Raw genomic sequence first — 18,268 nt, 5'->3', positions numbered from 1 at the left:
GGTATTCGTTACACAATAAAAATAGTGAGATGACTAGACATCTCACTATAATTTTATAGCGCAGCTTTATATATATTTAATACATCATTTTCATCTAGAGGTCTAAATAACCCTAAACTTCCATGCTTTGTAGCTGCTTTAGCCATTATATGAAGTTTTTCTTCTCCAATACCAACTTCTTTTAAATGCATTGGTATTCCAAGAGACACAAAGAACTCCTTAGTTTTTTCTATAGCTGCCTTTGCTATAGAAAATTTATCACCATTGGGATTTATCCCCCATACATTTATTCCGTATTCAACAAAATTCTCCACTGTATTTTCATTTAAAACATATTCCATCCAATAAGGTGTTAGTATTCCAAGTCCAACCCCATGGGTAATATCATAATAAGCGCTTAACTCATGTTCCATTGGGTGAACGCTCCACCTAGATTCTTTACCATATCCTAATAATCCATTTAAAGCAAGGCTGGATGACCACATTAAATTAGCTCTAGCCTCATAGTTTTCAGGCTCATCCATAGCAATCTTTCCATAGTGGATACATGTTTTAATTATAGCTTCCGAAAGTCTGTTTTGAACATATGCACCTTTAGTACTACTAAAGTAATTTTCAAAAACGTGACTCATAATATCTACAGTGCCTGCAGCAGTTTGATTTTTGGGTACCGTAAAGGTATAGGTGGGATCTAATATAGAAAACTTAGGCTTCATCGAAGGATTTCCTGTTCCTAGTTTTTGGTTAGTGTCCATATTTGTAATTACTGCTCCTGCATTCATTTCTGAACCTGTAGCCGCAAGAGTCAATATAGTTCCTATCGGAAGAGCATTACTTATTTTAGAAGAGTCTAAAACTATATCCCAAGGTTCTCCTTCATAGTAATATCCAGCTGCAATTACCTTAGAGCAATCAATAGAGCTTCCACCACCTACTGGCAATATAAATTCTATATTGTTATCCCTACACAGTTCTATGCCTTTTCTTACACTGGTTATCCTAGGATTTGGATCTACTCCTGAAAGCTCCCAAAATTTAATTTCATTTGAATTTAGAAGTTCTACAACTTTATCGTATACTCCATTTTTCTTTATACTTCCACCGCCATAAACAATTAGTACCTTAGAACCATATTTTTTTATTTGTTCTGGTAAAACCTTTATTTGCCCTTCACCAAAAAATATTTCTGTTGGAATTGAATAGTTAAAATTTTTCATCTTCTTCTCCTCTTTCTTGTATATTCAATGAAGTTATTATTCAACTTATATAAAAATAATTATACATAATTTTATAATCTTTGTTAATATTTTCTACTATATTAAATATATATTCTAATTATTTTATTAAAATGTTTAGAAAGAGTGTTATATTACAAATACTGAATTAAAATCCATACTTTATTTATCCTCTTATATAGTAAAATTATTTACTACAGGTAAATGTCTTTAGCCTTATTTAATATTAAGTCTTTAATACTTAACAGCAAATATTTATAACATTTTGCATATTTTTATATAAACAAACCTCTATACTAATATAAGTATAGAGGTACTAGGTCTGCTATTAAAATCAACTTAAACTTTCTTTTTATTTTTAATGTGTTTCTTTGTTATGGAACTTTATAACTAAAACTCTAGAAATAAAATTTTCCTTTTCCTATTCTCCATTTTACTAATGGTAGGATTTCAATTACTTTTATAAAATCCCCTTCACATACTACTTAATCAGATAACCTCTTAAACCATTCTACGCCCAAAGTACCTATTAATTTATAAAGAACTATATCTGCAATTAAAAGTAGAAAGAATATTAATAGGAAAGCTATACTTAAATTGGCTTGTAATATAATTATTGGACCTATAACTATTGCCCCTAAAATAATTGCAAGTAGCATTGACTTTAATGAGTTAAGATTTTGTTTTACTGCCTTTTGTTCATTGTCCCATATAAGCTTAGGTGCTGCCAAATCTATAAGTACACCAGAAGCTCCACTAAAGTATAAAACTAATATTGATACTACTGCTACCATAGCTATAATATTAAAATCCGCCCTTAAAATCATTAACCCAGCTATTACAATAGCAACAGTGATACTATTAAGCATAATGCTAGAAATAATTTTTGCGTTAATTTGGGTTTTATAGCTAACTGGGAGGTATTTTGAAATAAACACCTTATCTCCTTCTCTTGAAATAGACGTTGATGCCGCTGGATTAGTGCCACAAGTAAATAGTATTCCCCCAAAGGTTGCCACTAAAACTATTGTATAGGTTTCTTTATTGGCTAAAAATCCCCTTAACATATCTAATGTATTGGCTGAGTTACCTTCAGCTATTAAAGAGAAACCCAGAATAATTGGTAAGAGCACTACTATAGCTACACAATTTAGCAAGTAGGCTGGAGTCCTTAAAAGTATTATAAATTCCTTCTTTACCCAAGTTTTAAGCTGTGAGCTTTGTATAATATTTTTATCTATTTCCCTAGTAGTTAACTTGTTTTTCTTGCCATAACTTTCTGATGCTCCAATAGCCCCTTTTAAGTAGAAACTATTTGCTATAACAATAAATATAATTATTGCAATTAATGATATTACTACTAGTAATAGTACATTCATAAGAGTTTTTCCCATATCATTACTAACCGCTGCATAGGCCCCTAACTTAGAGGTTATGAAAAGATTGGACATAGTATTTATAAGTGAATTTTCGCCTTGCGCTAAGATACTCTGTAAGGCTTCTAGGCTTTTCGCACCCTTTTGTGCCATACTGTTTGTAACAAAGTTAATTCCAAGTGCTATTACCATAGCTAAAATACCTGCAATAATTCTAAAACCATCTTTATGCTTTGAAATACCTGTAAATCTCATGAGAATCATGGAAATTAAACTACTATATATTAAAGGTAAAATCGGGATAGCTATAAAACATAAAATAGAAATTAAATAAAATGTTATTCCAGCTCCTGATTTATACCCATAAGCAACTGTTACGGGAACCATTATAAAGATTCCTACTATATATTCATATACAAGTACTGAAAAAAACTTTGCAAGAGATATTTGCCATGGCTTAAATGGTAATGGCAATACATACTCTACATCTTTAGCAAAATAAAATACAGTTATTACTGACATTATTCCAAATATGAAAACCATTAAAGCATAAATATTATAACCTAATGCAACCAGAAGTCCTGTTTGCTTAATTGTTTCTAAAGCATCATAAATACCTAGTAGCATAGCGCTAATACTTATGGTAAATACAATGAAAGCAAAAGCAATAGCAATTATATTTGCATAAGCCCATCCTTTTTTTTCTTTTCGCTTTACGGAGTTTTCACTTCCAAAATTACTTCTTAGAAAAGCTTTAGTTAATAATATTACTCTATTCATTTTCAGTCATCTCCAAGAACATTTTTTCTAGGGATTCATTGGTTTTAAAATGCTCTTTCATCTCAGTCAAAGTTCCACAAAATAGTATCTTGCCCTTATTAATTATAGCTACCCTATCACAAACCTTCTCTGCAACATCTAATACATGAGTAGAGAAGAAAACAGTCTTTCCACTATCTGCATGTTCTCTCATCATTTCTTTAAGTATATATGCTGACTTAGGGTCTAATCCAGTAAGAGGTTCATCCAGTATCCAAACCTCTGGGTTGTGAATTAATGCTCCCATAACAACAATCTTTTGTCTCATACCATGGGAATAGGTTTGAATTTTATCTCCTAAGGCATTTTCCATATCAAATCTTTTTGCAAGACTTTCTATCTTGTCTTTCCTTATCTCTCCTGAAACATTATACACATCTGCCATAAAGTTAAGATATTCTACTCCTTTGAACTTCAAGAACATATCTGGATTGTCGGGAACATAAGCAAACATTTTTTTAGCCTCTAGAGGATTCTCCTTAATGCTTATGCCATTTACTTTTATATCACCTTTATTAGGCTCTATTATTCCTGTTATCATTTTAAGAGTGGTGGTTTTCCCAGCTCCATTAGGTCCTAAAAATCCAAATATTTCTCCACTATTAATTTTTAAATTTAATTCTTCTACTGCGTTATTAATGTTATTGTAAGTTTTGGTTACGTCTAATATTTCTATCATAATTCTCTCCCCCTGTTTACATAATTTAATCCAATTAGAAGTAAGCCCTACCATTTAAAGTTATTTGCTTATAAGAATACATATGTACTAAATAGTTGATTATTTCTACAAAAAATTATTTACCTCTACTTATATATTCACAGACAAGTTATTAATATGACATAAAGTACTCACTAGTGAAAAAATTACAACTGATGCTAGGTCTGCTGTGGTATTATCTAAATCAAATCTTGGTGACACCTCACATATATCAAAGCTTATAACTTTTTCAGATTTTAATATATACTTAAGTAGTTTTAGCACCCTCTCTGGATCCAATCCTAAGGATTGAGCTGCACTTACTCCTGGTGCGTAGGCAGAAGAAAAAACATCAGCACATATTGTCACATAAATATAATCTTGTAACTTAATAAAATTATCCAGCTCCTCTAATATGCTCCAAGCATCTCTATCTATTATGTCCTTTGCCAATATATACTTAACGCCTAAACTATCTGCCGTTTTAAATAGATCCACAGTGTTGCAATGTTTTTGTACCCCCATGCAAAAATAGGAGTAATTTAAGTCATCCTGTTTGCAAATATCAGCTATTTGCCTAAACATAGTACCTGAACTCCCTCCATTTGGATATGGTCTTAAATCAAAGTGAGCATCGAAGTTAACTATTCCAATGTTAGGGGCTTTACTTTTCTTTTTTAAGTTAGCAAGTACACCTTTGTAATTTCCTAAAGCAGTCTCATGACCACCTCCTAAAACTATTGGGAAAAGATTTAAGTCTAATATTTTCTCTATGGTTTTTGCAAGAAGAGTTTGACTCTCCTCTAAGGAAATTTGTTCACAAAATATATTACCAGCATCAAAGAGTTCTACTTCCTTAGTAAAAACACATGGAAGATTAGCTAATTCTTTTCTAATACTTACAGGTCCATTAGCAGCTCCACTTCTACCCTTATTAAGTTTTACTCCTTCATGACAACAAAATCCAATAAAAGCAAATCCCAACTTTCCCTTATAAGGCTGTAAGGTTTTATCCATTAAATCTATTGGTTTAATCCATTGATGCCATCTAAATGCATCAAAATTAGTTTCACTATCTACTCGACCTTGCCAGTTTCTACTATCTATTGGTTTATAATTTGATTGAAACATTTTCTGCCCCCTACACTCTTCTCGTTCTAATTGTATTTTTCTTTTAACACCTATAATGAACCAAAGCTGTAATTTAACATCCACATTAACTTTTATGGGTTTCTCTAAATCTTTTGGAAAGCCAATAAAAATTACTACTTCGGAAATCTACAGGCTAAAAACTTGTTAGTTTAAACTATAAATTGATAAAATTTTTTAACTATAGTATCATCATAAATTATACCTTCTTTTAGATTTTTATACAATTTGTTTCAAAGGATATTTTGGTAATTTCATCATATATGTAAGCACATCTTACATGGTTTCCCTACTTAAATTAGTTTTATATAATATAAAAAAGTTAGAATATAGCTTTCTAACTTCTTTTAACAGCTTCTATAATTAAATCATGTGGTGTTGTCTTTCTTTTCCCATAAAAAACACTGCTAAATTTCCTGGCCCCCCATGAGTTCCTACAGCTGGACCTGTGAAATTAATTATTACATCTTTTACTTTAATAGATTTAAGGATATTTTCTTTAAGCTTTAATGCTTCATCTATACAATCTCCATGGCAAATAGCTATAACTTGCTCTTCAGGATTTTCAATTCTTTCACTTATAATTTCAACTAACTTATTAAGAGAGCTTTTTCTTCCCTTAACCTTAAATACAGGCATTACTTTTCCTTCGTTATTTATTGTAAGTATAGGCTTTATATGAAGAACTATCCCAATCATTGCAGCTGCTGAAGATAACCTACCACCTCTTTTTAAATGATGTAAGTCATCAACTGTAATATAAGTATTTAATTTTTGTTTCTTCTCCTCAAGATAATTCACTATTTCATCATGAGTTTTTCCCATTTCTTTCATTTCAAAAGCCTTCATAACCATAAGACCTTGTCCCAATGAAGCAGTTAGAATATTTACAATGCTTATCCTAATCTCAGGAAATTCCTCTAATAACATATTTTTAGCAATTGTAGCACTATTTTCTGTGCCACTTAGTCCAGTGGAAACACAAATGTATAATATATCCTTATTATCCTCTGCAATAGCTTTAAACTCTTTATAAAATTCTTCTACACTTGGTTGTGAACTTAGCGGTGTGACTCCAATTCTTAAATCATTAAAAAATTGTTTATGACTTAAGCTTTGGCCGAAATCATCAAAATATTGGTTTCCTCCGTAATTACAAGTCAATCTTGCATATCGTAGTTTTTTTTCTTTAACGAATTCTATTGGTAAATCACTACAAGAGTCCGTGAATATTTCAAAATCTTTCATATACTATTTCCTTTCATCTAATTTAGACATTTTCTTTCATTTTACAACATTATGGTGTAATGCTAACATAATTATACCGAGGTTACAATATAATTATGCTATATTATAAATAGAAATCTTAGCCAACAACTACATAGGAAATAATCTGATTTTATCCTCCACTTAAACCTGAAGTTCTTATTTTACTATAATAAAAATATCTATAAACTCTAAGGATTAATAATACTCACTCCTTAATTTATCTATTTCTTCTTGTAATTCGCTCATATTGTTTATATATCTAAGAAGCCTCTTATTTAACTCCTGTATTTCATCATCCCTATCATCCAATTCATTTTTTAATACTCTTATTTCATCTTCTTTAGAATGTATTTCGCTTTTTAGAAGTCTTATCTCTTCCTCTCCTTCATCAATTTCGCTTTCAAGATTATTAATTATCTCTTCAATTTCATATCTTTCATCCTTAAAATTCATGAATTCTAAATATAAATCTTCACTATCTTTAAGTAAATATTTATCTCTTTCGTCATAGGTTATCTCATTTCCAGCTTCATCAGAACAGTACTTTCTTAGTGTGTTACCACAGTTAGCACAAATTGTAGTCCATAAATCTCTCTCTCCAAAGCTCTTCACTTTTGCCTTGAAAAGTTTATTTCCACAACTGCTGCAAGTATCTTCAATTTTAGTATACCGTTCAAGAGGAACCTTGTTTATAACTTCATCACAACCACTACACATTAATGTATAATTTTCAAAAGAAGAATTAACCTTGAATTCTACATTTCCGCAAACTGGACACGATTTTGTTATTTGCATAAACACCCCACCTTATAATTATACTTTTTATAATTATATTAAGACGTTTAAGCCAACATAATTTAATTATTTATTATTCACAATTTATTCATTTTTCTTATAAGCAATAGCTTCTTGTATCTTTATATAACTTGGAAAAAGTCACCAAATCATTTAAAACTTCGTGCCATATCTTCCTCCTTTTCCCTTAAGGCTTCTTTAGTCATATCCTTTTCATTGGTAGACTTTATGTCTGCAACTAAATCTTCCTTCCTCATTGATATACCCATTGCTACGGCGTAATCAGTATTTATATCCTTGACTTTATTTTTGATACCCATGTTTTAACCACCTTCTTATAATTCTATTTGAAATTAGTATTTGACATTGTGAAATAGAATATAACCCTATAAGTTTTTAAAATATTTTTTTATTACTCCTTTTGAAGCCTTATTAAAAAAAAGCTAATTTCCTATACTGAGGTTGATTTGTAACTTTGCTTCCTATTATAGAAATATCAACATTTTTATTACTCCTTTGAATAAAGAAAATTTAACTACTAATAATAATAGTGTTTAACTTACATTTTTAATGTGAAGCTTTAGATTATATTAAATTATTATATATAAGTAGAAATAACTTCTTATATTATTTAATGAAAGTAACCTACAATAATTTATGAACAAATTTAGTTAATTAATAAGTTCACATAGGCATATATAGTGAGTTTATTGAAAGAAGGTGATACATAGATGTCTAATAGTAAAAACTTTACCCCTGTCCAACAAGAGTATCAATCTTTTGCTAAAGCTAGAGAACCTAAAAGACCAATAGTAAAGAACTGCTTTAGAGCTTTTTTAGTTGGAGGTTTAATTTGCACAATAGCTCAAGGACTCCAATGGTTTTTTATTAATTATTTTGGTTTTACAGAGACTACTGCTGGCAATCCTACTGTGGCAATTTTAATCATAGCCTCCGTATTACTTACAGGTTTTGGTGTTTTTGATCATATAGCACAGTGGGCTGGAGCGGGTACAGCAGTTCCAATTACTGGATTTGCTAATACTATCGCTTCAGCATCAATTGAACATAGAACTGAAGGTTATGTGTTAGGTGTTGGAGGCAATATGTTTAAATTAGCTGGTTCAGTAATTGCATTTGGAGTTTTTTCCTCCTTTGTAGTAGTTCTTTTAAAAATTATATTTGCATGGTTAGGTGGGATGTAGATGCTTAAAGGTGAACAAACTTGGATTTTTAAATCAAAACCAACTATTGTTTCATCAGCAACTGTTGGCGGCCCTTTTGAAGCTGCTGGTGCCATTGCTGATGATTTTGATATTCTTCATGAAAGTATTTGGGTTGGGGAAGATAGTTATGAAAAAGCTGAAAAAAAAATGTTAGAACAATCCTTTCAAACAGCCTTAAGTAAAGCTAATCTTAGTAGCAAAGAAATACAATTTTTAATAAGTGGGGATTTGATGAATCAAATCATTTCTAGTAGTTTTACAGCTAGAACCTTAGGTATACCCTTTCTAGGAATCTTTGGTGCCTGTTCAAGTTCTATGGAAGGACTTGCACTAGCAGCTCAACTAGTAGATAGCAACGCTGCTAACTATGTACTTGCTGGTGCATCTAGCCATAATGTGGCCGTAGAAAAGCAGTTTAGATATCCAACAGAATATGGAGCACAAAAGCCTCCTACGGCCCAGTGGACAGTTACTGGAGCCGGAGCAGCCTTAATAGGGAAAACTGGCACTGGACCTAAAATTACTTCAGCAACTATAGGAAAAGTCATAGATATGGGAATTTCAGATCCATATAATATGGGAGCTGCAATGGCCCCTGCTGCTGTAGATACCATTGAAAAACATTTTAAGGACTTAAATATCGATCCTTCCTACTATGATTTAATTGCTACAGGAGATTTAGGTAGAGTGGGTCATCAAATTGCTGGTGATTTATTGACTAAAGATGGTTTAATTATACCTAAAGAAATATTCACGGATTGTGGCCTTTTAATTTACAAAGAAACCCAGCCTGTAATGGCTGGTGGTAGTGGATGTGGTTGTACTGCTACAGTGACTTATGGACATTTATTTAATCGAATGAAGAAGGGTGAACTTAAAAAAATACTAATTATCGCTACTGGTGCACTGCTTTCACCATTATCTTACCAGCAAAAAGAAAGCATTCCTTCTATTGCACATGCAGTAGCTTTCGAAATGTAAGTGGGGTGAAAGAAATTATGGAAAAATTTATTTGGGCCTTTGTAGTTGGTGGAACCATATGTGTTATTGGACAAATAATGATGGATGGATTTAAACTTACTCCTGCCCATACAATGAGTACACTGGTGGTGGTGGGAGCAATTTTGGGTGGCCTTGGTTGGTATGATCCTCTAGTTAAGTTTGCTGGTGCAGGTGCCACAATACCAATAAGTAGCTTTGGTAACTCATTAGTTAAAGGCGCTATGATGGAGGTAGAACAAACCGGCCTAATTGGAGCCCTTACTGGAATTTTTGAAATAACTAGTGCCGGGATTTCTGCTGCTATAATATTCGGCTTTTTAGGTTCTTTAATATTTAAGCCTAGAGGATAAGTCATGTGTATTTTAATACTTAATAAAAATCAAAATAGTATTGGAGGTGTTAATTATGTCTACAAAATCTCAAAAACAAAATAAAAACAATAATAAGTCTAAAAATTCAAAAACTGCAAACCCAATCACTATGGAAACTGATAAAAACATGCATAAACCTGTTAGAGGATTACCTAACGTGTAAAATAAGCCCCTATATTCACCTGAGAGTATGGGGGCTTATTTTCTGCTCTTTTGATACATAGATTTGCACCAGTCTTCTATAATTATCATCAATATCTCATTTAGTTTAATCTTATTCATATCATGTATGTTAAAGCAATTAATATCTTATATATACTATTCCTTAAAACCTGGTGAACCTTTACTAAAATATTAATCTATATTTTAATCCTTCTATACCAATACTTATCAACTACTTTTTTATTATATTTATTTATAAATTTACTCCCTAATATGACAATATTCTATGATTACTCATAATATATACTAGAGTGAAATCTTATAACTGAATCATTTTACGTTTAAATTATAATAAAGAGGAGTAAAATATATGTCTTATTTAAATAGTAATCTTCCAAGAAATTGGTCTATGTTATCTTATGGTAATGAGCCACGTGTCCCTTATTCTGAAGACCCTATGGGAGGCACTTGGCCAACCTATTTTCTACATCGAAATAATAAAGGTCAATTTGTTGATGATAAGGATAATTTATTAGCCTTCCCTATAAGGGAACCAGATACTAATATAGATTTTGACGGTAAGCAACTTACTGTTATCAAGGAAGTTCAGAAAACATTAACTCCAAAACAAATTGATATAGCTAAATATTGGGGTACTGGTCCTGCTACCAAGCAATGGACTCCTATTATTGATATATTAATAGATACCTATAAAGTAACTGCCTTTAAAGCTGCACGTATATTGGCTGCAGTGTATGCAGCCCTTAATGATGCCTTTGCTGTCACTTGGTATTTTAAATATCTTTGGAAAATTCCTAGGCCTAATCAATTAGACCAAAGCTTTACTTCACTTTTACCCATGCCAAAACACCCAAGTTATCCTGCTGGCCATGGCGTTGTAGCAGGTTGTGCAGAAGTTGTTCTAAGTTATTTTTTTGAAGGTGAAAGTCACCGTCTTCATGAATTAGCTGAAGAGTGTGCACTATCTAGATTGTATGCTGGGGTCCATTATCCTATTGATAATGAACAAGGATTAGCTTTAGGAAGATATGTGGGAGAATTGGTAGTAGAAAAGTTGATAAATCAAAGTGATACTAACCTATGCTTTGTTGACTATCCAATTAAGGAAAACCTTAATGCAAAACTACCTCCTCCACCTTATAAACAAGTTATTTCCTCTAATGAAAATAGTCATTGTCCTTATATAGACGACTTATATGTGTTAGACAGCTTATCACCTGAAATTAAATCCTAATGTAAAGAGGTTTTCTATGTGCTAAACCATAGAAAACCTCTTTTATCTTTTTACAGTAAAAATATTATTCGCAAGCTATAGCTATCATCACATCATCTGCCCTACTAAAACCATCTCTACAAAGTAATCCTAAGTTTTCTATGGTTTCCTCTGCAGTATTGCCAATAATTCCTGTTTTAGTTGGAACAATAGTCCCACTTTGTGCTAGGTAAGCACAAATAATTGCCTCCGCTGCTGATGTTGACAACTTAATAGCACAACTTTCCTTAGCTCCATCACATACCATTCCCGTAAGATTTGCTAGCATATTGTGGATAGTTCCCTGAATTTCTTTGTCTTTTCCTCCTAAAAGCCAGGAAACTCCAGCGCCTGCACCTATGCCTGCTGCAATGGCACATCCACATATAGCTGATAATTTTCCTGTATACTTCTTAACAAAATTATTAACTGCATGACCTAAAAAAACAGCTCTTCTAAGGGTATCTTTATCTAAACCAAGGTCTTCTGCCACTACCATGATAGGTAGAATTACACATAATCCTTGATTTCCACTTCCACCACTAGTCATTATTGGACAAATTCCTCCACCCATTCTTAAATCAGATCCTGCCGCTGTTAGAATCCTTGCCGTAGTAGCGGAATCCTTTCCTATTTTACCCTGATCTTGAAGTTTTAAAAGAGATGCTCCCCAATGAAGTCCATTATTTCTTTTTAACCCTTCATAAGCAGCTTCTTTATTCATAATTATTCCTTCATCTATAAATGCTAACTTTTCACTTGGAATTTCTTCAGCAATTATTCTTAGATCCTTTAAAGTTAATGCTTTGAAAAAGCTATAGCTTTCTGTGTTAACCTTAACCAATTCCTCCTTAAAAATCATCTTTCCATTTACTACCACCTGATCAATATTTGTGTGGGATCCCCTTAATGTAACTATAACTTCTTCTTCATGTCCTAGCATAGTAACCTGTACAAAAACTGCATCTTCATCACTAACAGGAGTAACACTTACCATCTGGTTTTCTATAAGGGCTTTGGCCTTAATTACATGATCCTGATTCACATTTTTAAATACCATTAGTCCAGCATCACTATCTCCACAGATTTCTCCTAACGCTGCTGCCATATGTACTCCACATTCCGCTGTGTTGGGAATAGTAACGGATTTGCCATTTTTATATATATTTCTGCTCACCTTTAAATCAATCTTTACAACATCACCTTTAAAGTATTTTCTAGCTGTAGCCACAGTTAGTGCAACTGCTACAGGTTCAGTACAACCAACTGCTGGTTTTGTTTCATTTTTAACAATTTCTAATAATTGTTGTATTACATCTTCTTTATTTAAAATACTCACGTCTACCACTCCTCGAATAATAATAGTTAAATTATGATTGAAAGGTTTCAACCTTTTAAAATAAAAATACTTCCGTATATATTCAAAGTACTCAATTATTTATATAGCAATAATCATGCCAATAAAGAACATATAGTGGTTTTTTCATTATTTTTTCATAACATAACAAAAATTCAAGGAATATTAATAGATTTTTTACAAATACCTTCCTAATCTTAGGTTATTTTATAGTAATTAATTTTAACTGTATTCTTTAATAATATTAATTTACATTTTTTATTCATTTTTTTGCAATAGTGCAAAAAAATAAACTAAATTTAGAATTTATAATAAAATTATATCTAAATCTAGTTCAAATTACCTTTATTTATTTGCAGTAATGCAAATTTTTCGCATTACTGCAAATTATGCTTTTTCAGTTTTCTATATAAAGTAGATAAATCTATACCTAAAGCTTCTATTATTTTATTTTTTCCCTCGCTATGATTTCCATAAGTATTAATCATTTCTACTAAAATATTTTTTTCGAATTCTTCTACCGTGGATTTTAGCCCCTTACTTTTTATTTCTTCTAACCCAATATTGTTGCCTACTACATTAATATTAGTTTCAATGACTCTTTCTAAGCTTAAATTCCTTTCTACTTTTTGAAGATTATTCATTGAATTACTAAGATTTATTGAATCAGTATTTATTTCTTCTAGTAAATATCTTTTTTTATTAATAAAGTTTACTGGTAAACTCTTGATGCCTATGACCTCTTCTTTGGCAATATTAACAGCATATTCAATTACATTTTCTAACTCTCTAATATTTCCTGGCCAAGAGTAAGTGTTAAAAATTTCTTTAACTTCCTGTGAGATTTGCTTAGCTTTCATATTAAATCTACAACAAAACTTGCTAAGTAGGTATTTGCTTAATAAAAAGATATCTTCTCCTCTTTCCTTAAGGCTTGGAAGGTATATAGGTATTACGTTTAATCTATAGTATAAATCTTCTCGAAACTCACCATTTTTCACCATTGCCTCTAAGTTTTTATTCGTTGCTGCAATTACCCTTACATCTACGTATATCTCTTCTTTTCCACCAATTTTTCTAAAGCTATGCTCCTGAAGCACTCTAAGAATTTTAGGTTGAAGATGTAAAGGAAGATCTCCTATTTCATCCAAAAATATGGTTCCTCCACTAGCCAATTCAAACTTTCCAATTTGACCTTCTCTTCTAGCCCCTGAAAAAGCTCCACCTTCATATCCAAAAAACTCACTTTCTAGTAGGTTATCTGGAATGGATGCACAGTTTACTGCTATAAAAGGGGCTTCTTCTCTATGACTTTCATAATGAATAGATCTTGCAAAAAGTTCCTTACCAGTTCCACTTTCACCTCTTAAGATTACCGTTGAATCAGTTTTGGCAATACTTTTAGCCATTACTTTTACATTTTTAATGCTATTACTCTCTCCAATAATATCCTCAAATCTCACAATGTTGCTACCACCTAGCAATTTATAAGCTGCTCTAACCTCATCGCTTTTTTTATTAAATTGAACTATATTACTAACTCTCTCTCCACTCCAAATGATTGGGCTACTTTTCACTAAAAAGCTTTGCTTTTTACTATGAAAATTAAATGTCTTTCCTTTAAATTCTCTTCCAAGTAGCCCTACATTTAAGTCAGGAAGTACAGTATTAACATGATTATTCCTTATTGACACCTCAGATACATCTAAAAGTTTTTCACCTTTTCTATTTAAATACTTTACAAATCCGTTGTTATCAATACATAAAATTCCATCATTTAAACTATCAATAATATGATTTGTTTCTTCCTTTTGAATTTCTAAATTTTTAATAGTGTCCTTGTAAACTATATTGCCTACTAATAAAGTACTTAATTTATTCAAAAATACTATCATGGAATTAAAGTCTTTTGAGATAATATCACATTGTTTTTCATCAAAAACATTTATTCCTATTATTCCAACAACTTCCTCATTCTTCATTATGGGATAACCTACCGTAGCAAATTCTGTACATGTATCCTTTGCCTCGCAGGTATTACATACTAAATCTGGTAAGTATTCATCCTCTCTTGTGGGATTTCTTTTTATGTAAAGAGGTTTCTTCTCCTTCAATATATATTCAAATAAACATTTCGATGGAATTTTACTTCCTATAAGCTTCTTATAATCTCCCGTGGCAGCGATTCTTTTAAACCTATTATCAATTATGGTAACATCTACATGAAGCACTGCAGAAATAGCTTCAGCCACCTCTTGTACCGAATCCTTAATACTATCTAATGCCACAATCCTTATCCTCCTAACCTTTTATTTATTTTATTATAATATTTTAATTGCATAAATACAAAACTATTTATATAATTAATTTTTTTATTAAATAACCTTATTAATAAAAAAATCGCAAAACATTTTGTAGAATTTTATCGAAATTGTTCGTATTCTCTCTTGATTAACTTTACGGTTTTTGATAATATAGACAATGGTAATAACTGAATTTCATAACTCATAAAAGGAGACTAGAAAATGTTTGAATCATATTTTAAATTAAAAGAAAATAATACTACTTTTAAAACTGAAGTATTAGCAGGTATAACTACTTTTATGACTATGGCTTACATACTAGTAGTAAATCCAAGTATTTTATCTCAAGCTGGTATGGATTTTGGAGCAGTATTTACTGCAACAGCCATTTCATCAATAGTTGCAACTTTACTAATAGGAATTTATGCAAAACTTCCCTTTGCTGCTGCACCTGGAATGGGCCTTAACGCTTTTCTTGCCTTTACTGTATGTAAAGTAATGGGATATTCTTGGCAATTTGCTATGACTGCTGTGTTTTTAGAAGGATTAATTTTTATACTTCTAACTGTATTTAATGTTCGTGAAGCTATTATAAATAGTCTTCCCCTAAATATCAAAAGAGCAATCTCTGTAGGAATAGGACTATTTATTGCTATTCTTGGACTAGATAATGCACATATAGTTGTTCATCCTGAAGGCGGTGCTCTTCTTGCCCTTGGAAACTTGAAGGATCCTTATACAATATTAGCTATCATTGGAATTATTTTAACTAGTATTCTAGTTGCTAGAAAAGTTAAAGGTGCCCTACTTATCGGCATTATTGCAACTACACTTATTGGAATCCCAATGGGAATTACTCAAATACCAAAAAGTATTTTAAGTATGCCTCCATCTGTTGCACCTACATTCTTTAACTTTGAATGGACTCATGTATTTACTTTAGATATGGCAGTTGTCTTATTCACACTTTTGTTTATGGATATGTTTGATACTATAGGAACTCTTGTAGGTGTAGCAACTAAGGCTAATATGTTAGATGTTAATGGAAATGTACCGAGAGCAAAACAAGCTTTACTTGCTGATGCAATTGGAACTACAGTTGGTGCTTGCTTAGGAACTAGTGCTCTAACTGCATATGTGGAAAGCGCTTCTGGAGTGGCTGAAGGTGGCAGAACTGGTCTTACAGCAGTATCTACCTCAATAATGTTTATTATTGCATTATTTTTATCACCATTATTTTTAATGATTCCCTCTCCAGCAACTTCACCAGCTTTAGTATTAGTTGGATTATTTATGCTTGAACCAATAAAAGATATAGATTTAGTTAACTTTTCTGAAGCTATCCCTGCATTCATTACTTTAATAATAATGCCAGTGACTTATAGTATTGCAGACGGAATTGCCTTTGGAATGATTTCTTACGTTATAATAAAAGTTGCTACAGGTAAGTTTAAGGAAATATCCTTTGCTACCTATGTTATTAGCGGATTATTCTTATTAAAATTTTTCATACATTAAAAATCACAAAAAAGATCTACCTGTGTAAGGTGGATCTTTTTTATGCAGAAAAGTGTGCTAGATTAAAGCTTTGTAACAACAAAGCCAATGTAAATTAATAAAAAAAATACCAACAACTTTAGTTTCCTGTCAAACTTGATTTAAATACTCCAATTAAGTGTTATGTTTATTGATATGCAAATAATTTTTCAATGATAGTTAAATAAATTAAACTTATCTTTTTAATGGCTTTAAAAAAATCGATTTATCCTAGCATTATGTAATTAAGTAGTGCATTTACAAATCTCATAAGTAATGAGATTTTCCCTAGAAATTACATCTAATACTTTTTTAATTCAGTGTCATAATAATGATGAAGCATGTTTCTTATCACATTTCAATTAGCATTGGAGATGTTATTATGTACATATTAACTATCATTTTAGTATTGTTAATATTAATTACCGTTACCTTTTTAGTCATGACTTTAGTATTATTAACACTAGTGCCAATAAAGGCCTTTTTTAGATTTGATCTTGAAGAGTACTCAAAATTTCATCTGAGTATTCATTGGATGAATCCAATATTTAAATGCGTTATAGCTAAGAATGATCATACCACTTATGTTAATGTTTATTTATTTAAAATTAAAATTATAAACAAAAGTGCAGAAAAAAATTATAAGAGTTTTATCAATACTTTAAAATTCTTAAAAGTATTAACCCCAACTTTTTTAAAACTTGATGCTTACTATGGTTTTATAGATCCTTCCATAACAGGAATGATTTTTGGAGCCATTGAGTTAGTGGCTCAGTCATCAAAGGTTGTTGAACTAAATAACAATGCAAATTTTAATCCTGATTATGATTATGGGAAGGTAACGGCAACAGCTCTTTTTAATGCCATCCCTACAATAATGAAAGTATTAAATTTTAGGAAACAAGAGTCAAATTACTCTGTTTTACAAAGGGCAAAATAAAGGAGGATATTGATATGAACGAAAAAACAACATTTACAAATAACATGGATACCTTGTTCACAGATCTTCACGATTTTGTAAGTACTGATACTGTATTAGGTAATCCCCTTTCAGTAGAAAACAAAACCCTAGTTCCAGTTATGTCAGTAACCATGGGCTACGGTAGCACCGGTATGTCTACTAAAGTTCAAAACAATAGTTCTAACAATGCAAATAATGCCACTAACGGTATGGGGTTAGGTGCAAGAGTTACTACTAATGCTGTTATGGTTATTGAAAATGACTCAGTATCAATGCTTCCTGTTAATGAAAAAAACAATATGGAACAGTTGATGAATAAACTTCCAGATGCTATATCTAGTTTAAGCCAAGGCTTTTCTAATGGTGGAATGATGAATCAAAATAATAATCAAGGCTCATCAAAAGGTCAGCAAGGTGATTCTAAAAATACTAAATCTCAAGGAATGTCAAGTGACAAGCAAAATTCTTCTAACCAACAAAGCTAGAATTTAAAAATTAACCGTATATCAAATTTAAAATTGATATACGGTTTTACTTAAATATATCATTTATTTATATCTTAGTATCTTATCTTCTTCCACAACTTTGAAGTATTCTACAATTAGGTCATCTAAAAGTTGACTAATAAAAAGTGTTTTTTTGTCATCTTCTGAAGTTATACAGGCTTCATTTAATATTTCTCTTACCTCTTCTATTCGCTTTTCTAACTCTAATAATCTCTCATCTACCTTTCCCAT

At 31.3% G+C, this 18,268-nt stretch carries 18 protein-coding genes; 8 read left to right on the top strand and 10 right to left on the bottom strand.

What is annotated here, in order from left to right:
- Positions 1–53 precede the first annotated feature (53 nt).
- The 7 genes from B3040_RS05940 to B3040_RS05910 all read right to left on the bottom strand — a co-directional run bounded on the left by B3040_RS05940 (position 54) and on the right by B3040_RS05910 (position 7,660).
- Positions 54–1,217, bottom strand: coding sequence for an iron-containing alcohol dehydrogenase (locus B3040_RS05940; protein ID WP_291571166.1), 1,164 nt, complete (start codon positions 1,215–1,217; stop codon positions 54–56).
- 503 nt (positions 1,218–1,720) lie between these two features.
- Entirely contained in the window at positions 1,721–3,391 is a 1,671-nt protein-coding gene (locus B3040_RS05935) for a putative ABC transporter permease subunit (RefSeq protein ID WP_291571165.1), read from the bottom strand.
- Entirely contained in the window at positions 3,384–4,109 is a 726-nt protein-coding gene (locus B3040_RS05930; RefSeq protein ID WP_017415558.1) for an ABC transporter ATP-binding protein, read from the bottom strand. Before B3040_RS05930 ends, B3040_RS05935 begins: the two co-directional genes overlap by 8 nt.
- A 129-nt stretch (positions 4,110–4,238) precedes the next feature.
- Positions 4,239–5,258, bottom strand: coding sequence for a formimidoylglutamase (gene hutG / locus B3040_RS05925; protein WP_017415557.1), 1,020 nt, complete (start codon positions 5,256–5,258; stop codon positions 4,239–4,241).
- 381 nt (positions 5,259–5,639) lie between these two features.
- A complete protein-coding gene (locus B3040_RS05920; protein WP_291571161.1) occupies positions 5,640–6,524 on the bottom strand; it encodes a DegV family protein in 885 nt (294 codons plus the stop codon).
- 216 nt (positions 6,525–6,740) lie between these two features.
- Entirely contained in the window at positions 6,741–7,340 is a 600-nt protein-coding gene (locus B3040_RS05915; protein ID WP_291571160.1) for a hypothetical protein, read from the bottom strand.
- Positions 7,341–7,489: 149 nt separating this feature from the next.
- Positions 7,490–7,660 (bottom strand): hypothetical protein, encoded by a 171-nt coding sequence (locus B3040_RS05910; RefSeq protein ID WP_291571157.1) that lies wholly within the window; start codon positions 7,658–7,660, stop codon positions 7,490–7,492.
- 411 nt (positions 7,661–8,071) lie between these two features.
- Here B3040_RS05910 and spoVAC point away from each other — a divergent pair, with 411 nt between their 5' ends.
- The 5 genes from spoVAC (at position 8,072) to B3040_RS05885 (ending at position 11,356) form a co-directional block, all read left to right on the top strand.
- Entirely contained in the window at positions 8,072–8,545 is a 474-nt protein-coding gene (gene spoVAC, locus B3040_RS05905) for a stage V sporulation protein AC (protein WP_291571155.1), read from the top strand.
- Positions 8,546–9,547, top strand: a complete 1,002-nt coding sequence (spoVAD, locus tag B3040_RS05900; protein WP_291571153.1) for a stage V sporulation protein AD — start codon at positions 8,546–8,548, stop codon at positions 9,545–9,547.
- Positions 9,548–9,564: 17 nt separating this feature from the next.
- Complete coding sequence (gene spoVAE / locus B3040_RS05895) at positions 9,565–9,918, top strand: stage V sporulation protein AE (RefSeq protein WP_291571151.1); 354 nt, start codon at positions 9,565–9,567, stop codon at positions 9,916–9,918.
- Between the two features lie 55 nt (positions 9,919–9,973).
- Complete coding sequence (locus B3040_RS05890) at positions 9,974–10,102, top strand: hypothetical protein (protein ID WP_291571148.1); 129 nt, start codon at positions 9,974–9,976, stop codon at positions 10,100–10,102.
- A gap of 369 nt (positions 10,103–10,471) precedes the next feature.
- On the top strand, positions 10,472–11,356 hold the full coding sequence (locus B3040_RS05885) for a vanadium-dependent haloperoxidase (protein ID WP_291571146.1): 885 nt from the start codon (positions 10,472–10,474) through the stop codon (positions 11,354–11,356).
- 64 nt (positions 11,357–11,420) lie between these two features.
- Here B3040_RS05885 and B3040_RS05880 read toward each other — a convergent pair whose 3' ends face one another.
- Positions 11,421–12,713 carry a serine dehydratase subunit alpha family protein gene (locus B3040_RS05880; protein WP_291571144.1) on the bottom strand — a complete coding sequence of 431 codons (1,293 nt, stop codon included), beginning with the start codon at positions 12,711–12,713 and terminating at the stop codon, positions 11,421–11,423.
- A gap of 395 nt (positions 12,714–13,108) precedes the next feature.
- A complete protein-coding gene (locus tag B3040_RS05875; protein WP_291571141.1) occupies positions 13,109–15,019 on the bottom strand; it encodes a sigma-54 interaction domain-containing protein in 1,911 nt (636 codons plus the stop codon).
- A gap of 237 nt (positions 15,020–15,256) precedes the next feature.
- Between B3040_RS05875 and B3040_RS05870 the strand changes: the two genes are divergently transcribed.
- The 3 genes from B3040_RS05870 to B3040_RS05860 all read left to right on the top strand — a co-directional run bounded on the left by B3040_RS05870 (position 15,257) and on the right by B3040_RS05860 (position 18,016).
- Complete coding sequence (locus tag B3040_RS05870; RefSeq protein WP_291571140.1) at positions 15,257–16,552, top strand: NCS2 family permease; 1,296 nt, start codon at positions 15,257–15,259, stop codon at positions 16,550–16,552.
- 400 nt (positions 16,553–16,952) lie between these two features.
- Entirely contained in the window at positions 16,953–17,510 is a 558-nt protein-coding gene (locus B3040_RS05865) for a hypothetical protein (protein ID WP_291571138.1), read from the top strand.
- A 14-nt stretch (positions 17,511–17,524) separates the two neighbouring features.
- Entirely contained in the window at positions 17,525–18,016 is a 492-nt protein-coding gene (locus tag B3040_RS05860; protein ID WP_291571136.1) for a GerW family sporulation protein, read from the top strand.
- A gap of 63 nt (positions 18,017–18,079) precedes the next feature.
- Here the strand turns inward: B3040_RS05860 and B3040_RS05855 are convergent, their stop codons facing one another.
- On the bottom strand, positions 18,080–18,268 hold the full coding sequence (locus B3040_RS05855; RefSeq protein WP_291571134.1) for an aspartyl-phosphate phosphatase Spo0E family protein: 189 nt from the start codon (positions 18,266–18,268) through the stop codon (positions 18,080–18,082).

Origin of the sequence: Clostridium sp. UBA4548, from assembly GCF_002387895.1 — a bacterium.
Taxonomy (GTDB): domain Bacteria; phylum Bacillota; class Clostridia; order Clostridiales; family Clostridiaceae; genus Clostridium_J.
The sequence above is the reverse complement of the archived record's forward strand: the minus strand, read 5'-3'. Positions and strand labels throughout refer to the sequence as shown.